Genomic DNA, 18,217 nt, shown 5'->3' with positions numbered 1-18,217 from the left:
AAGACCCCCTTAAGAAGAGGGTCATATTTGCGAAATTATCGCTATTACACTTCCATAATTTCTTTTTCTTTGTTTTTTGCGATTTCGTCAACTTTTGCAATATATTTATCAGTTTCTTTTTGGATATCTTCAGTATATCCTCTTAAATCATCTTCTGTAATGTCGCCAGCTTTTTCAAGCTTCTTAAGGTCATCATTACCGTCACGACGTACGTTACGAACAGCAACTTTTGCTTCCTCAGCATATTTTTTCACAACTTTTACAAGATCACGACGACGCTCTTCTGTTAATGCAGGGAATGCAATACGAATTACAGTTCCATCATTAGAAGGGTTTAAGCCTAAATCTGCTTTTAAAATTGCTTTTTCAATATCACCGATAGAAGTTTTATCATAAGGTTGAATTACAAGCAAACGTGCTTCTGGAACTGTAATGTTCGCTAATTGCACAACTGGTGTTGGTGCACCATAGTAATCAACTTGTACCTTATCCAATACAGACGAGCTTGCGCGACCAGCGCGAACTGTTGCTAATTCACGAGAATAAGCAGCAACTGCTTTTTCCATTTTTTCATTTGAAGACTTCAATACTTGTTGTCCCATAATTTATTTCCCCCTTACAACTGTTCCAATATTTTCGCCTAAAACGGCACGTTTAATATTACCTTTTTCCATAACCGAGAATACAATTAATGGAATATCATTATCCATACATAAAGAAGAAGCTGTAGAATCCATTACACCTAAACCTGCTTTTAATACATCTAAGTAAGTAAGTGTTTCGTATTTCGTAGCTGTTGGGTCAATAGATGGATCTGCACTATATACGCCATCCACATTATTTTTCGCCATTAAAATAACGTCCGCTTCGATTTCAGCTGCACGTAATGCTGCTGTCGTATCTGTAGAGAAGTATGGGTTACCAGTACCTGCAGCAAAGATAACAACACGTTTTTTCTCTAAGTGACGAATTGCTTTACGACGAATGTAAGGCTCTGCCACTTGACGCATCTCAATTGAAGTTTGTACGCGAGTTTGAATTCCAATATTCTCTAAGCTATCTTGAAGAGCTAATGAATTCATAACTGTTGCCAACATGCCCATGTAATCTGCTCCTGCACGATCCATGCCCATTTCGCTTCCAATTTTCCCACGCCAAATGTTACCGCCACCAACAACAACAGCAACCTCTACATCAAGTTCTGCAATTTCTTTCACTTGTTCCGCAACTGACTTAATAACAGCTGGGTTAATTCCAAATCCTTGCTCGCCAGCTAAAGCTTCTCCGCTCAGCTTTAAAACGACACGATTATATTTCGGTTTACTCATAATGAACCTCCAATTGCTTACATCTTTATTTTAAAAAAGGGAACACAATGTGTTCCCTAATCTGTATTAGTTGTTACCTTTTACTTGGTTCATTACTTCTTCAGCAAAGTTGTCTTCGCGTTTTTCGATACCTTCACCAACAGCGTAGCGAACGAATCCTTTTAATGTTCCGCCTTTAGACTCAACGAATTGACGAACTTTCATGTCAGGATTCTTAACGAATGTTTGGTCAAGTAAGCAAATCTCTTCAAAGAATTTGCCAAGACGACCTTCTACCATTTTCGCAACGATTTTTTCAGGCTTGCCTTCGTTTAAAGCTTGTTGTGTTAATACTTGACGCTCATGCTCAACTTCTTCAGCTGTTACAGCATCGCGGTCGATGTATTTAGGATTAACTGCTGCAATGTGCATTGCTACATCTTTAGCAGCTGCTTCATCAGTAGAACCTTCAAGAACTGTTAATACACCAATACGTCCACCCATGTGTAGGTAAGCGCCGAATGCATCTGCATCAGTTTTTGATACGATTTCGAAACGACGAAGTGTAAGTTTTTCACCAATTTTAGCGATTGCTTCATTGATGTGCTCTTCTACTGTTTTGCCGTTAGCAATTGTTTGAGCCATAGCTTCTTCAACGTTAGCAGGTTTGTTAGCTAATAAGTGAGCAGCTAGTTCTTTAATTAATGCTTGGAAACCTTCGTTTTTCGCAACGAAATCAGTTTCAGAGTTTAATTCTAAGATTAAACCTTCGTTACCGTTTGTTTCGATGAAAGTTAAACCTTCAGCAGCGATGCGGTCTGCTTTTTTAGCAGCTTTCGCAATACCTTTTTCACGTAAGAAGTCAATTGCTTTCTCCATGTCGCCATTAGTTTCTGTTAAAGCTTTTTTGCAGTCCATCATACCTGCGCCAGTTTTTTCACGAAGTTCTTTTACCATTTGTGCAGTGATTGCCATGTTTTTCATCCTCCTAAAATATGTATTTATACCTTAAAAAAGGTGATAAAAGGCCGAACCCCTTATCACCTTTCCAAATTTGTTACGCAGTAACAGTTTCTTCACCTTGTTTTGCTTCAAGGATCGCGTCTGCCATTTTAGATGTAAGAAGTTTTACAGCACGAATTGCATCATCGTTTGCTGGGATAACGTGATCGATTTCGTCTGGATCACAGTTTGTATCAACGATACCGATGATTGGAATGTGTAATTTGCGTGCTTCAGCAACTGCAATACGCTCTTTACGAGGGTCTACTACGAATAATGCACTTGGAAGACCTTTCATATCTTTAATACCGCCTAAGAATTTCTCAAGACGCTCTAACTCTTTTTTAAGTTGAACAACTTCTTTCTTAGGAAGTACTTCGAAAGTACCATCTTCTTGCATTCTTTCGATATCTTTAAGACGCTTGATACGCTTTTGGATTGTTTGGAAGTTTGTTAAAGTTCCACCTAACCAGCGTTGGTTAACGAAGTACATACCAGCACGAGTTGCTTCTTCTTTAATAGCTTCTTGTGCTTGTTTTTTAGTACCTACGAATAAAATGTCTCCACCTTCAGCAGCGATGTCACGCATTACTCTGTAAGCTTCCTCAACTTTTTTCACAGTTTTTTGTAAGTCGATGATGTAGATACCGTTACGCTCTGTGAAAATGTAACGCTTCATTTTTGGGTTCCAACGACGAGTTTGATGTCCGAAATGAACACCAGCTTCAAGCAATTGCTTCATAGAAATTACTGACATAATTTAGTTCCTCCTAAATGGTTTTTGATATCCTCCGTTTACTTCATCTCTAAGCGAAACTACGAACGTAGCACCAACACTTAAATCAGTAAACGTGTGTACTTTGTACTGACACCACTGCTTACTATACCATACTGAAATATTACAATCAAGTCGAAAATGCGAAGAATGTAAAACTTTCTTTTTTCACGCTCAAATTCTAGTATTACTAACCTTCAATTCCTTTAAGCAAGGAATTGAAGGTTAATTAATAGTTTTCTAATGAACGTTGTCATGCCGCCTTACGCAAGCATTTTTTCTCTTAAAAAGCAAAAAACTCTCCTCAACCGAGGAGAGTTTTTTTATAAATTAGTTTGTTTTTAATTTAGCAAGTTCCTGTAGAAACTTGTCGTTTAGCACTTTAATGTATGTTCCTTTCATACCTAAAGAGCGAGACTCAATAACACCAGCACTTTCTAATTTACGTAGTGCATTTACGATTACAGAACGAGTAATTCCTACGCGATCAGCAATTTTACTTGCAACAAGTAAACCTTCTGTTCCATTTAATTCTTCGAAGATATGCTCGATTGCTTCTAACTCACTGTAAGATAATGAGCTAATCGCCATTTGAACAACAGCTTTACTACGCGCTTCCTCTTCGATTTCTTCTGCTTTTTCACGTAAGATTTCCATACCTACAACAGTTGAGCTGTATTCAGCAAGAATTAAATCATCGTCTAAGAACTCTTGACCAAGACGAGCTAAGACTAGTGTACCTAGACGCTCACCGCCACCAACGATTGGTACGATTGTAGTTAAACCTTGACCGAATAATTCTCTATTTTCTACTGGGAATGCTGTGTAGTCACTATCCACACCTAAATTTGAAGATGTTTCTGTAACATTGAATAAGCTTTGCGTATACTCTTCTGGGAATTGACGCTCTGCAAGCATATGCTTCATACGTTCGTTCTCGATTTGTTGGTGAATCGCATATCCTAATAATTTACCGCGACGACTTAAAACGAACACGTTCGCTTCAATTACTTCACACATTGTATCAGACATCTCTCTAAAGTTTACAGGCTTTCCTGCTGCGCTCTGTAATAACGCATTTAATTTTCTCGTTTTTGCTAATAATTCCATTTCAAAATTTCCTCCTACATGTTACTTACATATTTTTTCATCACTTGGAAACTAGGGCGAGTCACCTGATGACACTATTACAAAATAAACTGGCTCACATCTTTATTTTTAGCTATTGTCGCTAATTTTTCCTCAACATATTGAGGTGTTATCGTTATTTTCTCTAACGTAATTTCAGATGCCTCAAACGATAAATCTTCAAGGAGCTTCTCCATAATAGTATGAAGTCTTCTCGCTCCAATATTATCTGTATCCTGATTAACTTGATAAGCAATCTCAGCAATCTTACGAATAGCTTCGTCTGAAAATTCAATTTCTATACCTTCAGTCGCTAATAACGCCATGTACTGCTTAATTAGCGCATTGTCAGGCTCGATTAATATTTTAACAAAATCATCCGCCGATAATTTTGTTAATTCTACTCGAATCGGAAATCTCCCTTGCAATTCCGGAATTAAATCCGACGGTTTAGACATATGGAACGCTCCAGCTGCAACAAATAAAATATAATCTGTTTTTACTGATCCATATTTTGTTGCAACATTCGATCCTTCTACAATCGGTAAAATGTCACGTTGCACACCTTCACGCGATACATCTACGCTATTCGACTGCTTACCAGCAATTTTGTCAATTTCATCGATAAAAATAATCCCGAGCTGTTCAGCACGATAAACAGCCTCTTGTGTAACTTCATCCATATCAATTAAGCGCTGTGCCTCTTCATTTGTCAAGAGTTTTCTTGCTTCTTTTACAGAAAGTTTACGTTTTTTCGTTTTTTTCGGCATGATACTTCCTAGTGCATCTTGGAAATTCATTCCCATTTGCTCCATGCCAGTTCCTTGCAACATATCAAACATAGAAGACTGTTGTTCCGTCACTTCGATCGATACCACTTCATCTTCAAGAAGGCCTGCGGCAAGCTTTCTTTCCACATCTTGACGTTTCTTTTCGATTTCATCATCTTCCTGTGCATCAGATGTTTGGTTTGAATTTTGAGTACCACCAAAAAGCATTTCTAATGGGTTTTTAAATCCAGATTGTTTCTCCGGACTCGGCACTAAAATTTCAACAAGACGTTGATTCGCTTGCTCTTCTGCTTTATCTTGAACTTTAACTACCATTTCCTCTTTTACGATACGAACGGACGTTTCAACAAGGTCGCGGACCATCGACTCTACATCTCGACCCACATATCCAACTTCTGTAAATTTCGTCGCTTCAACTTTAATAAAAGGTGCTCCAACGAGTTTCGCCATTCGCCGTGCTACCTCTGTTTTACCAACACCTGTCGGTCCAATCATTAAAATGTTTTTAGGTGCAATTTCATCACGTAAATTTTCAACTAATTTACTGCGACGGTATCGATTTCGTAGAGCTACAGCAACCGCTTTCTTTGCATCTTTTTGACCGATGATGTATTGATCTAATTTTTCCACAATTTGACGCGGAGTAAAATGTAAATGCATATAAAATGCCTCCCTTACGATTCTACAATTCTTCAACAATTATGTTGTGGTTCGTATAAACACAAATATCGCCTGCAATTTCTAAACTGGCCTTCGCAATTTGTTTCGCTGTTAAATGTTCACTTGCATGTTGCTTTAAAGCACGACCAGCAGCAAGTGCATAATGTCCACCTGAACCAATTGCTAAAATACCATCATCTGGTTCAATTACTTCTCCTGTACCTGAAACAAGGAGCATCGTTGTTTTATCCATGACAATGAGCATTGCTTCTAGCTGACGTAGCATTTTATCACCACGCCATTGTTTCGCCATCTCAACTGCAGCGCGCTGCAAGTTGCCATTATACTCTTCTAATTTTCCTTCAAACATTTCAAAAAGAGTAAATGCATCAGCAACTGAGCCTGCAAAACCAGCTAAAACTTTCCCTTGGAAAAGTTTGCGAACTTTGCGAGCTGTATGTTTCATTACAACAGCATTCCCCATCGTTACCTGACCATCTCCAGCCATTGCACATTCTCCATTATGATGAACTGCAAATATCGTTGTAGCGTGGAAATTTCCCATAGAAAAAACTCCTTTATATGTTTTTATAGCTTTAAAAGCAATTTATGCCCGCGGGTGATGCTTCATGTACACAGAACGCAATCTTTCTTTAGAGACATGCGTATAAATTTGTGTCGTCGACAAATTCTCATGACCTAGTAGCTCCTGCACAGTACGTAAATCCGCTCCTTCATCCAACATATGTGTAGCAAATGTATGCCTTAACATATGGGGACTTATCCGCATTGTAAGTGAAGCTTTCTTAATGAGTTCGTTCAAAACATACCGTACACCCTGATCTGTTAACGGCTTACCTTTCGCATTTAAAAATACCATATGAGATTGTTCTTCAGTCTTTTGAGCTAACTGTTTTCTCCCGTTCTCTATATAAGTAATTAAAGCATCTTGTGCATAGCTTCCGAACGGAATATATCTTTGTTTTTTCCCTTTTCCCATCACTAAAATTGTTCCCACTGCAAAGTCAATGTCGGTAAGTTTCAAATTAACGCATTCGCTTACACGAATCCCAGTTGCATACATCAACTCTAATAAAGCTTGATTCCTTTGACCTAATGGCGTCTCCGTATCAGAAACTTCAAACAATTCCTCTAACTCTTCAGCATATAAAAACTTTGGGATTGACAATTCTTTCTTGGGGAGTGACGCAAGTGCAAACGGATTATCTTTTTGATAACCTTCACGCATCAAAAAACGATATAAACTTCGTAAGCTTGATACTTTCCTTGCGACAGATTTACGGGCTAACTTTTCATCGTGCAACGTCGTCAAGTATAAACGAACATCCGCGTATGTAACATCTAAAAAAGAGGATATTCCTTCTCGCTCCATAAATTGCACAAAATGTTCTAAATCATTTTGATAACTTGCAATTGTATATTTTGAATAATTTCTTTCAATTTGTAAATATCCAACGAATAATTGTAACAATTTCTTCACATTCACATCCATATAACCCACCTCAATAAAGGCTACTAAATCGTATCACAACTTAGTAGCCTTTGCAAGAAATTTAATTAAATATTTACAAAATTTTGAATTGTTTCCAAAGCGCGTGTGGCATATGCTTCATTTCGCTCTTGTTTCTTTTTAATTTTCTTCTCTAACGGTGTAAATAATCCGAAGTTTGCATTCATCGGCTGGAAGTTTTTTGCATTTGTCGCAGTAATATAATTTGCCATACTTCCCATTGCAGTTACAGGTGGTAATACAACTGGCTCTTCACCTTGTACAAGTCGAGCAGCGTTAATACCCGCTAATAACCCTGATGCTGCTGATTCAACATAACCCTCTACCCCAGTCATTTGACCAGCGAAGAATAAATCATCACGTTGTTTATATTGATATGTTGGACGAAGCAAATTAGGCGAATTAATAAACGTATTACGATGCATTACACCATAACGTACAATCTCTGCGTTTTCTAGTCCTGGAATTAGCTGTAACACTTCTTTTTGTGGCCCCCACTTTAAATGTGTTTGGAAGCCTACAATATTGTATAATGTTCCTGCTGCATCATCTTGACGTAACTGAACTACCGCATACGGTGTTTTCCCTGTTTTCGGATCTTCTAACCCAACAGGCTTCATCGGTCCAAATACTAACGTCTGTCTCCCTCTACTTGCCATAACTTCTACTGGCATACAACCTTCAAAGAAAATTTCTTTTTCAAATTCTTTTAAAGGCACTGTCTCAGCAGCAATTAAAGCCTCATAAAAACGATCAAACTCTTCTTCTGTCATTGGACAGTTTAAATATGCCGCTTCACCTTTATCATAACGAGATTTTAAATATACTTTATTCATGTCAATGCTGTCTTTCTCAACGATTGGCGCTGCAGCATCATAGAAATAAAAATAATCTTCACCTGTTAGCTTTTTTAATTGTGCAGAAAGATCTGGAGACGTAAGTGGACCTGTCGCAATAACAGTTGGTCCCTCTGGAATTTCAGTGATTTCCTCATTCATTACAGTTACGTTCGGATGATTTTTCACATATTCAGTCACTTTCGCCGCGAATTCATGACGGTCTACAGCTAAAGCACCTCCTGCTGGTACAGAGCACTCATCAGCTGCACGAATAATGACAGAATCCATTAGGCGCATTTCTTCTTTAATAACACCAACAGCATTTGTTAATGTGTTTGCGCGAAGTGAGTTACTACATACTAATTCAGCAAATTTATCTGTATGATGAGCTGGTGTTTGCCTTACTGGTCTCATTTCATATAATTTTACTTGGACACCACGCTTTGCAATTTGGTAAGCTGCTTCGCTTCCTGCAAGACCTGCGCCAATGACGTTTACTACTTGTGTTGTCATATATATCACCTTTCCTTTTCTTCCCGAAAAAAATGTGAGCAGTTACGCTCACATTTGTTGTTCTTCTTCATAATCACACGAAATACATTGTACTTGCACGCCTTTTTTCAACTTTTTCTCTACGAGCATACCTTCACACTTCGGACATTTACGACCAATTGGCTTATCCCAAGATACAAAGTCACATTCTGGATACGTACCGCATCCGTAGAAAAGACGTTTCTTTTTATTACTACGGCGTTCAATAATTTGCCCTTTATCACACTTCGGACAAGTAACACCGATTTCTTTTACAATCGGTTTTGTATTACGACATTCCGGGAAATTTGAACAAGCCATAAACTTCCCATATTTACCCATTTTAAAGACCATCGGGTGACTACATAATTCACAGTCTTCCCCAGCTGGTTCATCTTTAATTTCCACTTCACGCATTTCTTTTTCCGCTTTTTCTAAGCGCGGTTCAAATCCTACGTAGAAATCATCAACAATTTTCACCCAATTTGCATTTCCTTCTTCTACTTCATCAAGGCTTTGCTCCATATTGGCAGTAAATTCAATGTTAATAATTTCTGGGAAAAACTCTAAAATAAGTTCGATTACTATTCCACCAAGCTCAGTCGGAACGAAGCGTTTATTATCTAAAGCAACGTATCCTCGTTTTTGGATTGTTTCAAGTGTCGGTACATAAGTAGACGGTCTCCCAATTCCAAGCTCTTCAAGTGTTCTTACTAGACGAGCCTCTGTATAACGCGGCGGAGGCTGTGTGTAATGTTGCTTTGGTTCTATATCTTTTGAAAATACAGTTTCACCTACTTCTAACGGTGGCAACATCTTATCCTTTTCTTCCGCACCATCGTCTTTCGACTCTACGTACACTTTCATAAATCCTGGGAACTTTACAACTGATCCACTTGCACGGAACTGAACATCGTTATTAATGAGTCTCGCTGTAACAGTATCCATTATAGCAGATGCCATTTGACTTGCAACAAATCGCTCCCAAATCAGTTTATACAAACGGAGTTGATCACGACTTAAGAAACTTTTTAGTTCCTCTGGCTTTCTCATTACCGAAGTAGGACGAATCGCCTCATGCGCATCTTGTGCTTTCGACTTTTTCGTTTCTTTCTTCTTCTCTGTTCCTATGTATTCCGCACCAAACGCCTCAGTAATGTAATCACGAGTCTCTGTTTGAGCTGTTTCTGAGATACGTGTTGAATCAGTTCTCATATACGTAATAAGACCTACAGTCCCTTGTTTTCCAAGATCTATCCCTTCATACAGCTGCTGTGCAAGCATCATTGTTTTCTTTGCTCGCATATTTAACTTACGCGCTGCCTCTTGTTGTAGAGAAGATGTTGTAAACGGTAATGCAGGGTTACGCTTTCGCTCTTTTCGCGTTACATTTTCAACCGAAAACGCATTGTCTTTCATCTTTTCGATTATTTCGTTCACTTGTGCTTCGTTCGTTAATTGAACTTTTTCACCATCTACACCGTAAAAGCTTGCTTCAAATGTGTCTTTCCCTTTCGCAAATTCTGTTTTAATTGTCCAGAATTCTTCAGGTTCAAAACTTTGAATTTCTCTTTCACGTTCGATGATTAAACGAACTGCTACAGATTGTACGCGTCCTGCACTTAATCCTTTTTTTACTTTCTTCCATAATAAAGGACTAATATTGTAGCCAACAAGACGATCGAGTATACGCCTTGCCTGTTGTGCATCTACTAAATCCATATTAATTGCACGAGGATATTTAAATGATTCTTTTATTGCATCTTTTGTAATCTCATTAAATACAACTCGGCAATCTGATTCAACGTCCACATTTAACGTATTTGCTAAATGCCAAGCAATTGCTTCTCCTTCACGATCCGGATCGGCCGCGAGGTAGACTTTCTTTGCTTTTTTTGCCGCTGATTTTAAATCTTTTAAAACGGGACCCTTACCACGAATGGTAATATACTTCGGGGTGAAGTTATTCTTTACTTCTATCCCCATTTGGCTTTTAGGTAAATCGCGGACATGTCCCATGGACGCGACGACTTTGTATTTTTTCCCTAAATATTTTTCAATGGTCTTCGCCTTAGAAGGCGACTCCACGATTACGAGGTAATCTGACATGCTAGTGCCTCCTTAAGAGGTGGATTCAAGTCTTCATCAATCTTATTGATTTCTCTTGTTTTTGTCAATCAAGAATGAATATACCATACAGCGACAATCTACCATTTGTCAATAATTGTTTAATAAAAACATAAAAATATATGGTTAATTTAAAATTCCTTCAAGGATATCCTCCGCATTTCTTACTAGCTTTGCGCCTTGTTGAATTAGATGATTCGTTCCCGCTGCACTCTCTATAAATATAGGTCCAGGAAGCGCAAACACCTCTCTATTTTGTTCTAACGCAAGGTCTGCAGTAATAAGGGATCCACTTCTCATTTTCGCTTCTACAACTAAAACACCTTTACTTATACCGCTAATAATTCGATTTCTTTTTGGGAAATACCATTTTTTCGGCACATAATGCGGCGGATACTCTGTCAATAACAATATATAATCTTTCCACGTGTCATATAAACCTCTATTCTCCTTTGGATACATATAAGATAACCCGTGTCCTAATATTGCAATAGTCGGGCAATGCTGCCTTACTGTAACTTCATGAGCAATTGTATCTATCCCTCTTGCAAACCCACTAACAATAAGCCATTCTTTTTCAAATAAAGGTTGTAAAATAAACTTCATACTCTCCTTTCCATATAAAGACGGTTCACTCGTTCCAACAATCGCTAATTTATTTATCTTGCTGAGAAAATCTCTCTCTCCTTTTCCGTATAAAACAAAAGGGGGATCTTGTATTTCCTGCAACAGTTGTGGATACTCCTCATCCCATATGGTTATATAAAATATTCGATTTTTTTCTAAATAGGAGACATATTGCTTTAGATTTGAAGTCTGAAGGAAATTTGCTAGTTCTGAAGATTTTTTCGGGGATATTCCAGCGTAATATTCAAATTGTTTCGGACTAAAAGTGTATATTCCCTTCAGTTCTGGATCAACATATAGTAGTCTCTCCATCGCCTTCCAATGATCCGCCAACATGTAATGAAGGTGCAATAAACGTTCTTTTTTCATCTCAATTCTCCTTACCCATAATTTTTATTATGTAAACAAAAAATGTGTAAAAAGACACCCTCTAATAAGAAGGTGTCTTTCAAAAAGATTAGTAGTTTTTACAAGTCTCAAATAATCCCTTTTCTTTTAAAACAGAGATTAATGTTTCACCCATAACAGCTGGTGTTTCCGCTACTTTAATACCACAAGCTTCCATTGTTTTAATCTTTTCAGCAGCAGTTCCTTTGCCGCCAGAAATGATCGCCCCAGCATGACCCATACGTTTGCCTTCAGGCGCAGTTTGACCACCAATGAAGCCTACAACTGGTTTTGTCATATTAGCTTTTACCCATTCTGCTGCTTCTTCTTCTGCCGTACCGCCGATTTCACCAATCATAATTACAGCATGCGTTTCTTCATCTTCATTAAATGCTTTTAACGCATCAATAAAGTCCGTACCGTTAACAGGATCTCCGCCGATACCTACAGCAGTAGATTGGCCAATACCTTCTTGTGTTAACTGATGTACAGCTTCATACGTTAATGTACCAGAGCGAGATACGATACCAACATGACCTTTTTTGTGAATATATCCTGGCATAATACCAATTTTACATTCGTCAGGTGTAATGACACCAGGGCAGTTTGGTCCAAGTAAACGTGTATGTTTACCCGCCATATATCTCTTTACTTTTACCATATCTAATACAGGGATTCCTTCAGTAATACATACTACTAAATCAACCTTTGCATCAACTGCTTCCATAATTGCATCAGCCGCAAAAGCGGGTGGAACGTATACAACTGAAGCGTTTGCGCCTGTTGCTTTCACAGCATCTTCTACTGTATCAAATACTGGTACACCTTCAATATCAGTGCCACCTTTACCTGGTGTTACACCACCTACAATTTTCGTACCGTATTCAATCATTTGCTTTGTATGGAATAACCCTTGAGAACCTGTAATACCTTGAACAATAACTTTTGTATCTTTATTAACTAATACGCTCATTTTTCTCCCCCGCTTTCTATTAGCCCACTAGTGAAACAATTTTTTGTGCACCGTCTGCCATAGATTCTGCTGCAACAATATTTAAACCAGACTCATTTAAAATTTTCTTTCCTAACTCTACGTTTGTACCTTCAAGACGTACAACTAAAGGCAACTCAAGACCTACCTGCTTCGTTGCTTCAATAACACCTTCTGCGATAACATCACACTTCATAATGCCACCAAAAATGTTAACGAAGATGCCTTTTACATTTTTGTCAGAAAGGATAATTTTGAATGCTTCTGTAACTTTTTCAGCTGTTGCGCCGCCACCAACATCTAAGAAGTTAGCTGGGTCACCATGGTAATGTTTAATGATATCCATTGTAGCCATTGCTAAACCTGCACCATTAACCATACAACCGATATTTCCATCTAAAGGAATGTAGTTTAAGTCATATTTAGAAGCTTCAATTTCTTTTGAATCTTCTTCTTCAAGATCACGAAGTTCTAAGATATCTTTATTGCGATATAGCGCATTAGAATCAAAGTTTAATTTTGCATCTAACGCCATAACTTTACCGTCACCTGTTGTAACAAGTGGATTAATCTCAGCAATAGAGCAATCTTTTTCGATAAACGCACTGTATAAGCCCATCATAAACTTCACAGCTTGTCCTACAAGTTCTTTTGGAATATTGATGTTAAACGCGATTCGACGCGCTTGGAAACCTTGTAAACCTACTGCTGGATCAATATATTCTTTAAAGATTTTTTCAGGCGCTTTTTCTGCTACTTCTTCAATTTCTGTTCCACCTTCTTCAGATGCCATTAAAACAACTTGAGAAGTTGCACGATCTAATACAAGACCTACATAATATTCTTTTTTAATATCGCAACCTTCTTCGATAAGTAAGCGTTTTACTTCCTTACCTTCAGTACCTGTTTGATGCGTCACAAGTGTAGTTCCTAAAATGCTTTCTGCATATGTACGAACTTCTTCTAAACTTTTCGCAACTTTTACACCGCCAGCTTTGCCGCGTCCACCAGCGTGAATTTGCGCTTTAACTACACATACGTCCGTTCCTAATTCTTTCGCTGCTTCTACAGCTTCTTCTACTGTAAATGCAACCTTCCCGTTCGGAACGCTAACCCCATAGCTTCTAAGGACTGCCTTACCTTGGTACTCATGGATATTCATGGTCCCATCCTCCCCTGTTTTCCTGTTTTACTCAAAAAGTTTTTTAATGTTTAAAAAACATTACATTGCCATTGTATAAGATGATTGGCACGCTGTCTACAATAAAGTGTCAGAAAACTGAAATCGCTTTATTCTTTTTCGAAAATAATAATGTTTATATACCAAAATAAAAAATAAGCTGTGAATATACAGCTTATTTTTGAATCATATCTTTAATTGGCGCGAATGATTTTCGATGTTCCTCTAATACTCCATGTACTTCAATCGCTTCTAAATGCTGTTTCGTCCCATATCCCATATGTTGTTCAAATCCATATGCAGGATACTTTCCTCCTAACTCTTTCATCATGCGATCTCTCGTCACTTTCGCAATAATAGATGCAGCTGAAATAGAGACACTTTTCGCATCACCTTTAATGATTGATGTTTGCGGAATTGATGTAGGAAGCTTCATCGCATCGATTAATAAATATTCTGGTGTACATGATAAATTAGCAACGGCATCTAACATCGCTTGCTTCGTCGCTTGATAAATATTTATTTCATCAATAACTTGTGGTGATACAATTCCCACTCCAATCGCAATTGCATGCTTTTTAATTTCATCATAAAAACGCTCACGTTTCGCTTCACTTAATTTTTTCGAGTCATTTAATCCTGGAATATAAAAATCTTCTGGAAGGACGACAGCCGCCGTCACAACCGGTCCTGCTAACGGCCCACGGCCCACTTCATCAATGCCAGCAATGTATGTGAGGCCTTTTTCACGTAACTCATTTTCGTACTTTGACATTTCTAGAAATTTTTCTCTTTCTTTTTGCGCTAACTCTTTTTGTTTATACCACTTCAAAATTAGTTTTTGAACACCTTTTCGCTCATCTTTCACTAACATTTGAAAACGCTCGTCTTCTTCACTCATAATTTCTTGCAGCAAACATTCCGCTTCTTGAATAGTCATTTTTTGCATCTATTTACACTCCTTTTAAACGTAACCAAAAAGAAAAGACGTACAAACGCACGTCTTATACTTCTTCTACTTTTTCTACATCTTCCACCTGCTCCGCAAACTCTTCTGGTGTTTCAAATGTCATTTTTCCAAATCTTCCACCACGAAGCTCACGAAGTATAAGCTCAGATGTTTTATCATAATCAATCATTCCGCCGCCCATTAAGCAACCTCTGTTTTTTCCAATTGCATCAAATAACTCCACAATTTCTTCTGGAATGTCATTTAACTTATATCGCTCTTTTAAACGTTCTGGATAATGTTTTTCCATAAAACGTAACGCATAAATAGCTACATCCTGTAGATTTAATATAGAATCTTTAATTGCACCAGTCGTCGCTAAACGAAGACCAACTAATTCATCTTCAAATTTAGGCCACAAAATACCTGGTGTATCTAATAATTCCATTTCTTTCCCAACTTTAATCCACTGCTGGGCCGTTGTCACACCAGGACGATCTCCTGTTTTTGCTATATTCTTCTTCGCTAATTTATTAATCAGTGTAGATTTACCAACGTTTGGAATACCTACAATTAAAGCACGAATTGCTCTTGGTCTAATGCCTTTAGCAACCATTTTATCGAATTTTTCTTTGACCAGCACTTTACAAGCTGCTGCAATTTCTTTCATACCTTGTCCAGCTTGCGCATTAATTGAAATTGCCTTTTGACCTCTTTCATCAAAATATGCAATCCACTGCTTTGTAAGACGATCATCCGCCATATCCGCTTTATTTAAAACAACAAGCCTTGGTTTATGTGTAATAATTTCATCAATCATTGGATTACGAGAAGATAAAGGTAATCGAGCATCTACAAGCTCAATTACAACATCAATTAACTTTAATTTTTCTGTTACTTGGCGTCTAGCCTTTGCCATATGTCCCGGGAACCATTGGATTACCATGTTGCCACCTTCTTTTTCTTTTATTTCACAATACGTGCATCTTTTAACGGCCAATATAGCATATTTGCTTTACCAATCACTTGGTCCATTGAAATTGTACCAATCGAACGGCTATCTTTACTAAAACGACGATTATCGCCTAAAACAAATAATTGACCTTCTGGAACAGTTTTCTTTCCTGTCATTTCTTCAAGAGTAAAATCATATGTAAGCGGTCCGTCAGCAAGTTGTTTTTTCTGCTTATCTAAATACGGCTCCTCATAAGGTTTCCCGTTAACATATAGTTTATCATTACGGTATTCGATTTCGTCGCCTGGCAGGCCAATAATACGCTTAATATAATCTTTTTCTTCCGTCGCTCGGAATACAATAATATCAAAGTGTTTCGGATCACCTATGTGATAGCCAATTTTATTAACAATCATTCGATCACGGTCATGTAAAGTCGGCGACATCGATACACCATCTACGAGAATTGGGGCAAAGAAAAACTGTCTAATTACGCCCGCTAATACAACAGCAATCAAAATTGCTTTGATCCATTCCCAAAGTGAGCTCTTCTCTTTCTTCATGATTTCCCCTCCACAGTTATGTAAGCTGCTCGTATTATACCAAAATTTCATATAGATTGGAAAAAGGGAGCTTGTGTATTTACAAGCTCCCATACATGTCTTATCGAATTTCTTTAATACGTGCTTTTTTACCGCGAAGGTTACGTAAGTAGTATAACTTAGCACGACGTACTTTACCACGGCGAAGTACTTCGATGTTCGCGATTCTTGGCGTGTGAACTGGGAATGTACGCTCAACACCTACACCGTAAGAAATCTTACGAACTGTGAATGTTTCACTGATTCCGCCACCACGACGTTTAATTACAACACCTTCGAAAAGCTGAATTCTTTCACGAGTTCCCTCAACTACTTTTACGTGTACACGTAAAGTGTCTCCAGGACGGAATGAAGGAAGGTCAGTTTTTAATTGGCCTTTTGTGATTTCTGTGATTAATTGTTGCATATTAAATTCTCTCCTTTAAACAGATGCTCTTATAAAGTCTTATTAAATTACAGCGGAACATCGTTAATACGGCTACTGATTTCAGTAGCACAAATGTTATAATAGCATATTGCTAGGACTGTTGCAATAGAAAATATATCAAGCCCTTATCGGTCTTCTTTAATCTGTTCCAGCCATTTCTCTTCTTGCTTAGATAATTCTCGTTCTTCCAGTAAATCCGGTCTACGTGTGTACGTACGACGTAGTGATTCTTTATGGCGCCATTCATCAATGTTTTTATGATTTCCTGACATTAGTACATCCGGTACCTTCATACCACGAAAATCAGCAGGACGTGTATAATGTGGGTGCTCTAACAAACCTGTGCTAAAAGAGTCTTCCACTTGTGACGTTTGATTCCCAAGCACTCCTGGCAAAAGACGTACAACACTGTCAGTGACTACCATAGAAGCCAATTCTCCACCCGTTAATACGTAATCCCCAATAGAAATCTCATCTGTTACAAGATGCTCACGAATTCGTTCATCGTATCCTTCATAATGGCCACATACAAAAATAACATGCTCTTCTCCAGCAAGCTCTTCTGCCTTCTTCTGCGTGAAACGCTCTCCTTGTGGACACATTAAGACGATTCTCGGCTTACGGTCTGTTTCCTTCGTTAACTCTTCTACTGCGTCAAAGATAGGCTGCGGGGTTAATACCATACCAGCGCCCCCACCATACGGATAATCATCTACACTATTATGCTTACTAGTTGTATACTCACGGAAATTGACAACACGAAGCTCTACCGCTTCTTTTTCTTGTGCTTTCTTTAAAATTGAAGACCCAAATACTCCCGTAAACATATCTGGAAACAATGTTAAAATGTCAATTTTCATTATAGTAGACCTTCCATTACATGAATGGTTACTAATTTATTTTCAATGTTAACTTGAAGTACAACGTCATCAATATAAGGAATTAACAGATCTTGACCCTTTGGACGTTTAATCACCCAAACGTCATTCGCACCAGGAGATAGAATCTCTTTGATTGTCCCTAACGCTTCTCCTTCTTCCGTTACAACGTTGCAACCAATAATTTCATGGTAGTAGTATTCACCTTCAGCTAGTTCGCCTAACTGCTCTTCTGGTACTTTTATTAAAGAACCTTTAAACTTCTCTACTTCATCTACATTGTTGTATCCTTCAAGTGTTAATAAATCAAATGTCTTATGTTGACGATGAGAAGTTACCTTCACTGTAAGATATTCTGTACCTTTCTCATCCCATATGTATAACGTGTTCCCTACCTTATATCGCTCTTCTGGAAAATCAGTACGAGAAATAACACGAATTTCTCCTTTTACGCCATGAGTATTTACAATTTTCCCTACGTTAAACCATTTTGTCATAAATAGTATGTCACCCCTGGTTTCTATATAAAT

19 protein-coding genes are annotated in these 18,217 nt (G+C 38.0%); all 19 read right to left on the bottom strand.

Features of this window, described 5'->3' with window-relative positions; genetic code table 11:
- Positions 1–44: 44 nt before the first annotated feature.
- The 19 genes from frr to rimM all read right to left on the bottom strand — a co-directional run bounded on the left by frr (position 45) and on the right by rimM (position 18,184).
- Complete coding sequence (frr, locus tag MR071_RS18350; RefSeq protein WP_000531504.1) at positions 45–602, bottom strand: ribosome recycling factor; 558 nt, start codon at positions 600–602, stop codon at positions 45–47.
- A 3-nt stretch (positions 603–605) separates the two neighbouring features.
- On the bottom strand, positions 606–1,328 hold the full coding sequence (pyrH, locus tag MR071_RS18345) for a UMP kinase (protein ID WP_002111372.1): 723 nt from the start codon (positions 1,326–1,328) through the stop codon (positions 606–608).
- Positions 1,329–1,394: 66 nt separating this feature from the next.
- Positions 1,395–2,282, bottom strand: a complete 888-nt coding sequence (tsf, locus tag MR071_RS18340; protein ID WP_242237388.1) for a translation elongation factor Ts — start codon at positions 2,280–2,282, stop codon at positions 1,395–1,397.
- 82 nt (positions 2,283–2,364) lie between these two features.
- The gene (rpsB, locus tag MR071_RS18335; RefSeq protein WP_100061361.1) at positions 2,365–3,066 is read right to left on the bottom strand and encodes a 30S ribosomal protein S2; all 702 of its coding nucleotides are present in this window, start codon (positions 3,064–3,066) and stop codon (positions 2,365–2,367) included.
- 348 nt (positions 3,067–3,414) lie between these two features.
- Entirely contained in the window at positions 3,415–4,194 is a 780-nt protein-coding gene (codY, locus tag MR071_RS18330) for a GTP-sensing pleiotropic transcriptional regulator CodY (RefSeq protein WP_105586446.1), read from the bottom strand.
- A 77-nt stretch (positions 4,195–4,271) separates the two neighbouring features.
- A complete protein-coding gene (hslU, locus tag MR071_RS18325) occupies positions 4,272–5,663 on the bottom strand; it encodes an ATP-dependent protease ATPase subunit HslU (RefSeq protein WP_105586445.1) in 1,392 nt (463 codons plus the stop codon).
- Positions 5,664–5,685: 22 nt separating this feature from the next.
- On the bottom strand, positions 5,686–6,228 hold the full coding sequence (gene hslV / locus MR071_RS18320; RefSeq protein WP_002014538.1) for an ATP-dependent protease proteolytic subunit HslV: 543 nt from the start codon (positions 6,226–6,228) through the stop codon (positions 5,686–5,688).
- A gap of 42 nt (positions 6,229–6,270) precedes the next feature.
- Positions 6,271–7,170, bottom strand: a complete 900-nt coding sequence (xerC, locus tag MR071_RS18315; protein ID WP_105586489.1) for a tyrosine recombinase XerC — start codon at positions 7,168–7,170, stop codon at positions 6,271–6,273.
- Positions 7,171–7,241: 71 nt separating this feature from the next.
- A complete protein-coding gene (gene trmFO, locus MR071_RS18310; RefSeq protein ID WP_002066796.1) occupies positions 7,242–8,546 on the bottom strand; it encodes an FADH(2)-oxidizing methylenetetrahydrofolate--tRNA-(uracil(54)-C(5))-methyltransferase TrmFO in 1,305 nt (434 codons plus the stop codon).
- A gap of 48 nt (positions 8,547–8,594) precedes the next feature.
- A complete protein-coding gene (gene topA, locus MR071_RS18305; protein ID WP_105586444.1) occupies positions 8,595–10,673 on the bottom strand; it encodes a type I DNA topoisomerase in 2,079 nt (692 codons plus the stop codon).
- A 144-nt stretch (positions 10,674–10,817) separates the two neighbouring features.
- On the bottom strand, positions 10,818–11,687 hold the full coding sequence (gene dprA, locus MR071_RS18300; RefSeq protein ID WP_242237386.1) for a DNA-processing protein DprA: 870 nt from the start codon (positions 11,685–11,687) through the stop codon (positions 10,818–10,820).
- A gap of 88 nt (positions 11,688–11,775) precedes the next feature.
- The gene (gene sucD / locus MR071_RS18295) at positions 11,776–12,678 is read right to left on the bottom strand and encodes a succinate--CoA ligase subunit alpha (RefSeq protein ID WP_105586442.1); all 903 of its coding nucleotides are present in this window, start codon (positions 12,676–12,678) and stop codon (positions 11,776–11,778) included.
- Between the two features lie 19 nt (positions 12,679–12,697).
- Complete coding sequence (sucC, locus tag MR071_RS18290) at positions 12,698–13,858, bottom strand: ADP-forming succinate--CoA ligase subunit beta (protein WP_242237383.1); 1,161 nt, start codon at positions 13,856–13,858, stop codon at positions 12,698–12,700.
- 193 nt (positions 13,859–14,051) lie between these two features.
- On the bottom strand, positions 14,052–14,825 hold the full coding sequence (locus MR071_RS18285; RefSeq protein ID WP_105586440.1) for a ribonuclease HII: 774 nt from the start codon (positions 14,823–14,825) through the stop codon (positions 14,052–14,054).
- A 55-nt stretch (positions 14,826–14,880) separates the two neighbouring features.
- Positions 14,881–15,771: a ribosome biogenesis GTPase YlqF gene (ylqF, locus tag MR071_RS18280; protein ID WP_002066792.1), complete on the bottom strand. Its 891-nt coding sequence runs from the start codon at positions 15,769–15,771 to the stop codon at positions 14,881–14,883.
- A 20-nt stretch (positions 15,772–15,791) separates the two neighbouring features.
- Positions 15,792–16,343 (bottom strand): signal peptidase I, encoded by a 552-nt coding sequence (lepB, locus tag MR071_RS18275; RefSeq protein WP_105586439.1) that lies wholly within the window; start codon positions 16,341–16,343, stop codon positions 15,792–15,794.
- A 100-nt stretch (positions 16,344–16,443) separates the two neighbouring features.
- Positions 16,444–16,788 (bottom strand): 50S ribosomal protein L19, encoded by a 345-nt coding sequence (gene rplS, locus MR071_RS18270; RefSeq protein ID WP_002014524.1) that lies wholly within the window; start codon positions 16,786–16,788, stop codon positions 16,444–16,446.
- 146 nt (positions 16,789–16,934) lie between these two features.
- Complete coding sequence (gene trmD / locus MR071_RS18265; protein WP_002014522.1) at positions 16,935–17,669, bottom strand: tRNA (guanosine(37)-N1)-methyltransferase TrmD; 735 nt, start codon at positions 17,667–17,669, stop codon at positions 16,935–16,937.
- Positions 17,669–18,184, bottom strand: coding sequence for a ribosome maturation factor RimM (rimM, locus tag MR071_RS18260; RefSeq protein ID WP_105586438.1), 516 nt, complete (start codon positions 18,182–18,184; stop codon positions 17,669–17,671). Before rimM ends, trmD begins: the two co-directional genes overlap by 1 nt.
- Positions 18,185–18,217 lie beyond the last annotated feature (33 nt).

Source organism: Bacillus cereus group sp. BfR-BA-01316, assembly GCF_022664195.1.
In the GTDB taxonomy this organism is placed as follows: domain Bacteria; phylum Bacillota; class Bacilli; order Bacillales; family Bacillaceae_G; genus Bacillus_A.
Note: the sequence above shows the minus strand (reverse complement) of the source record. Positions and strands in the feature narration are given on the sequence as shown.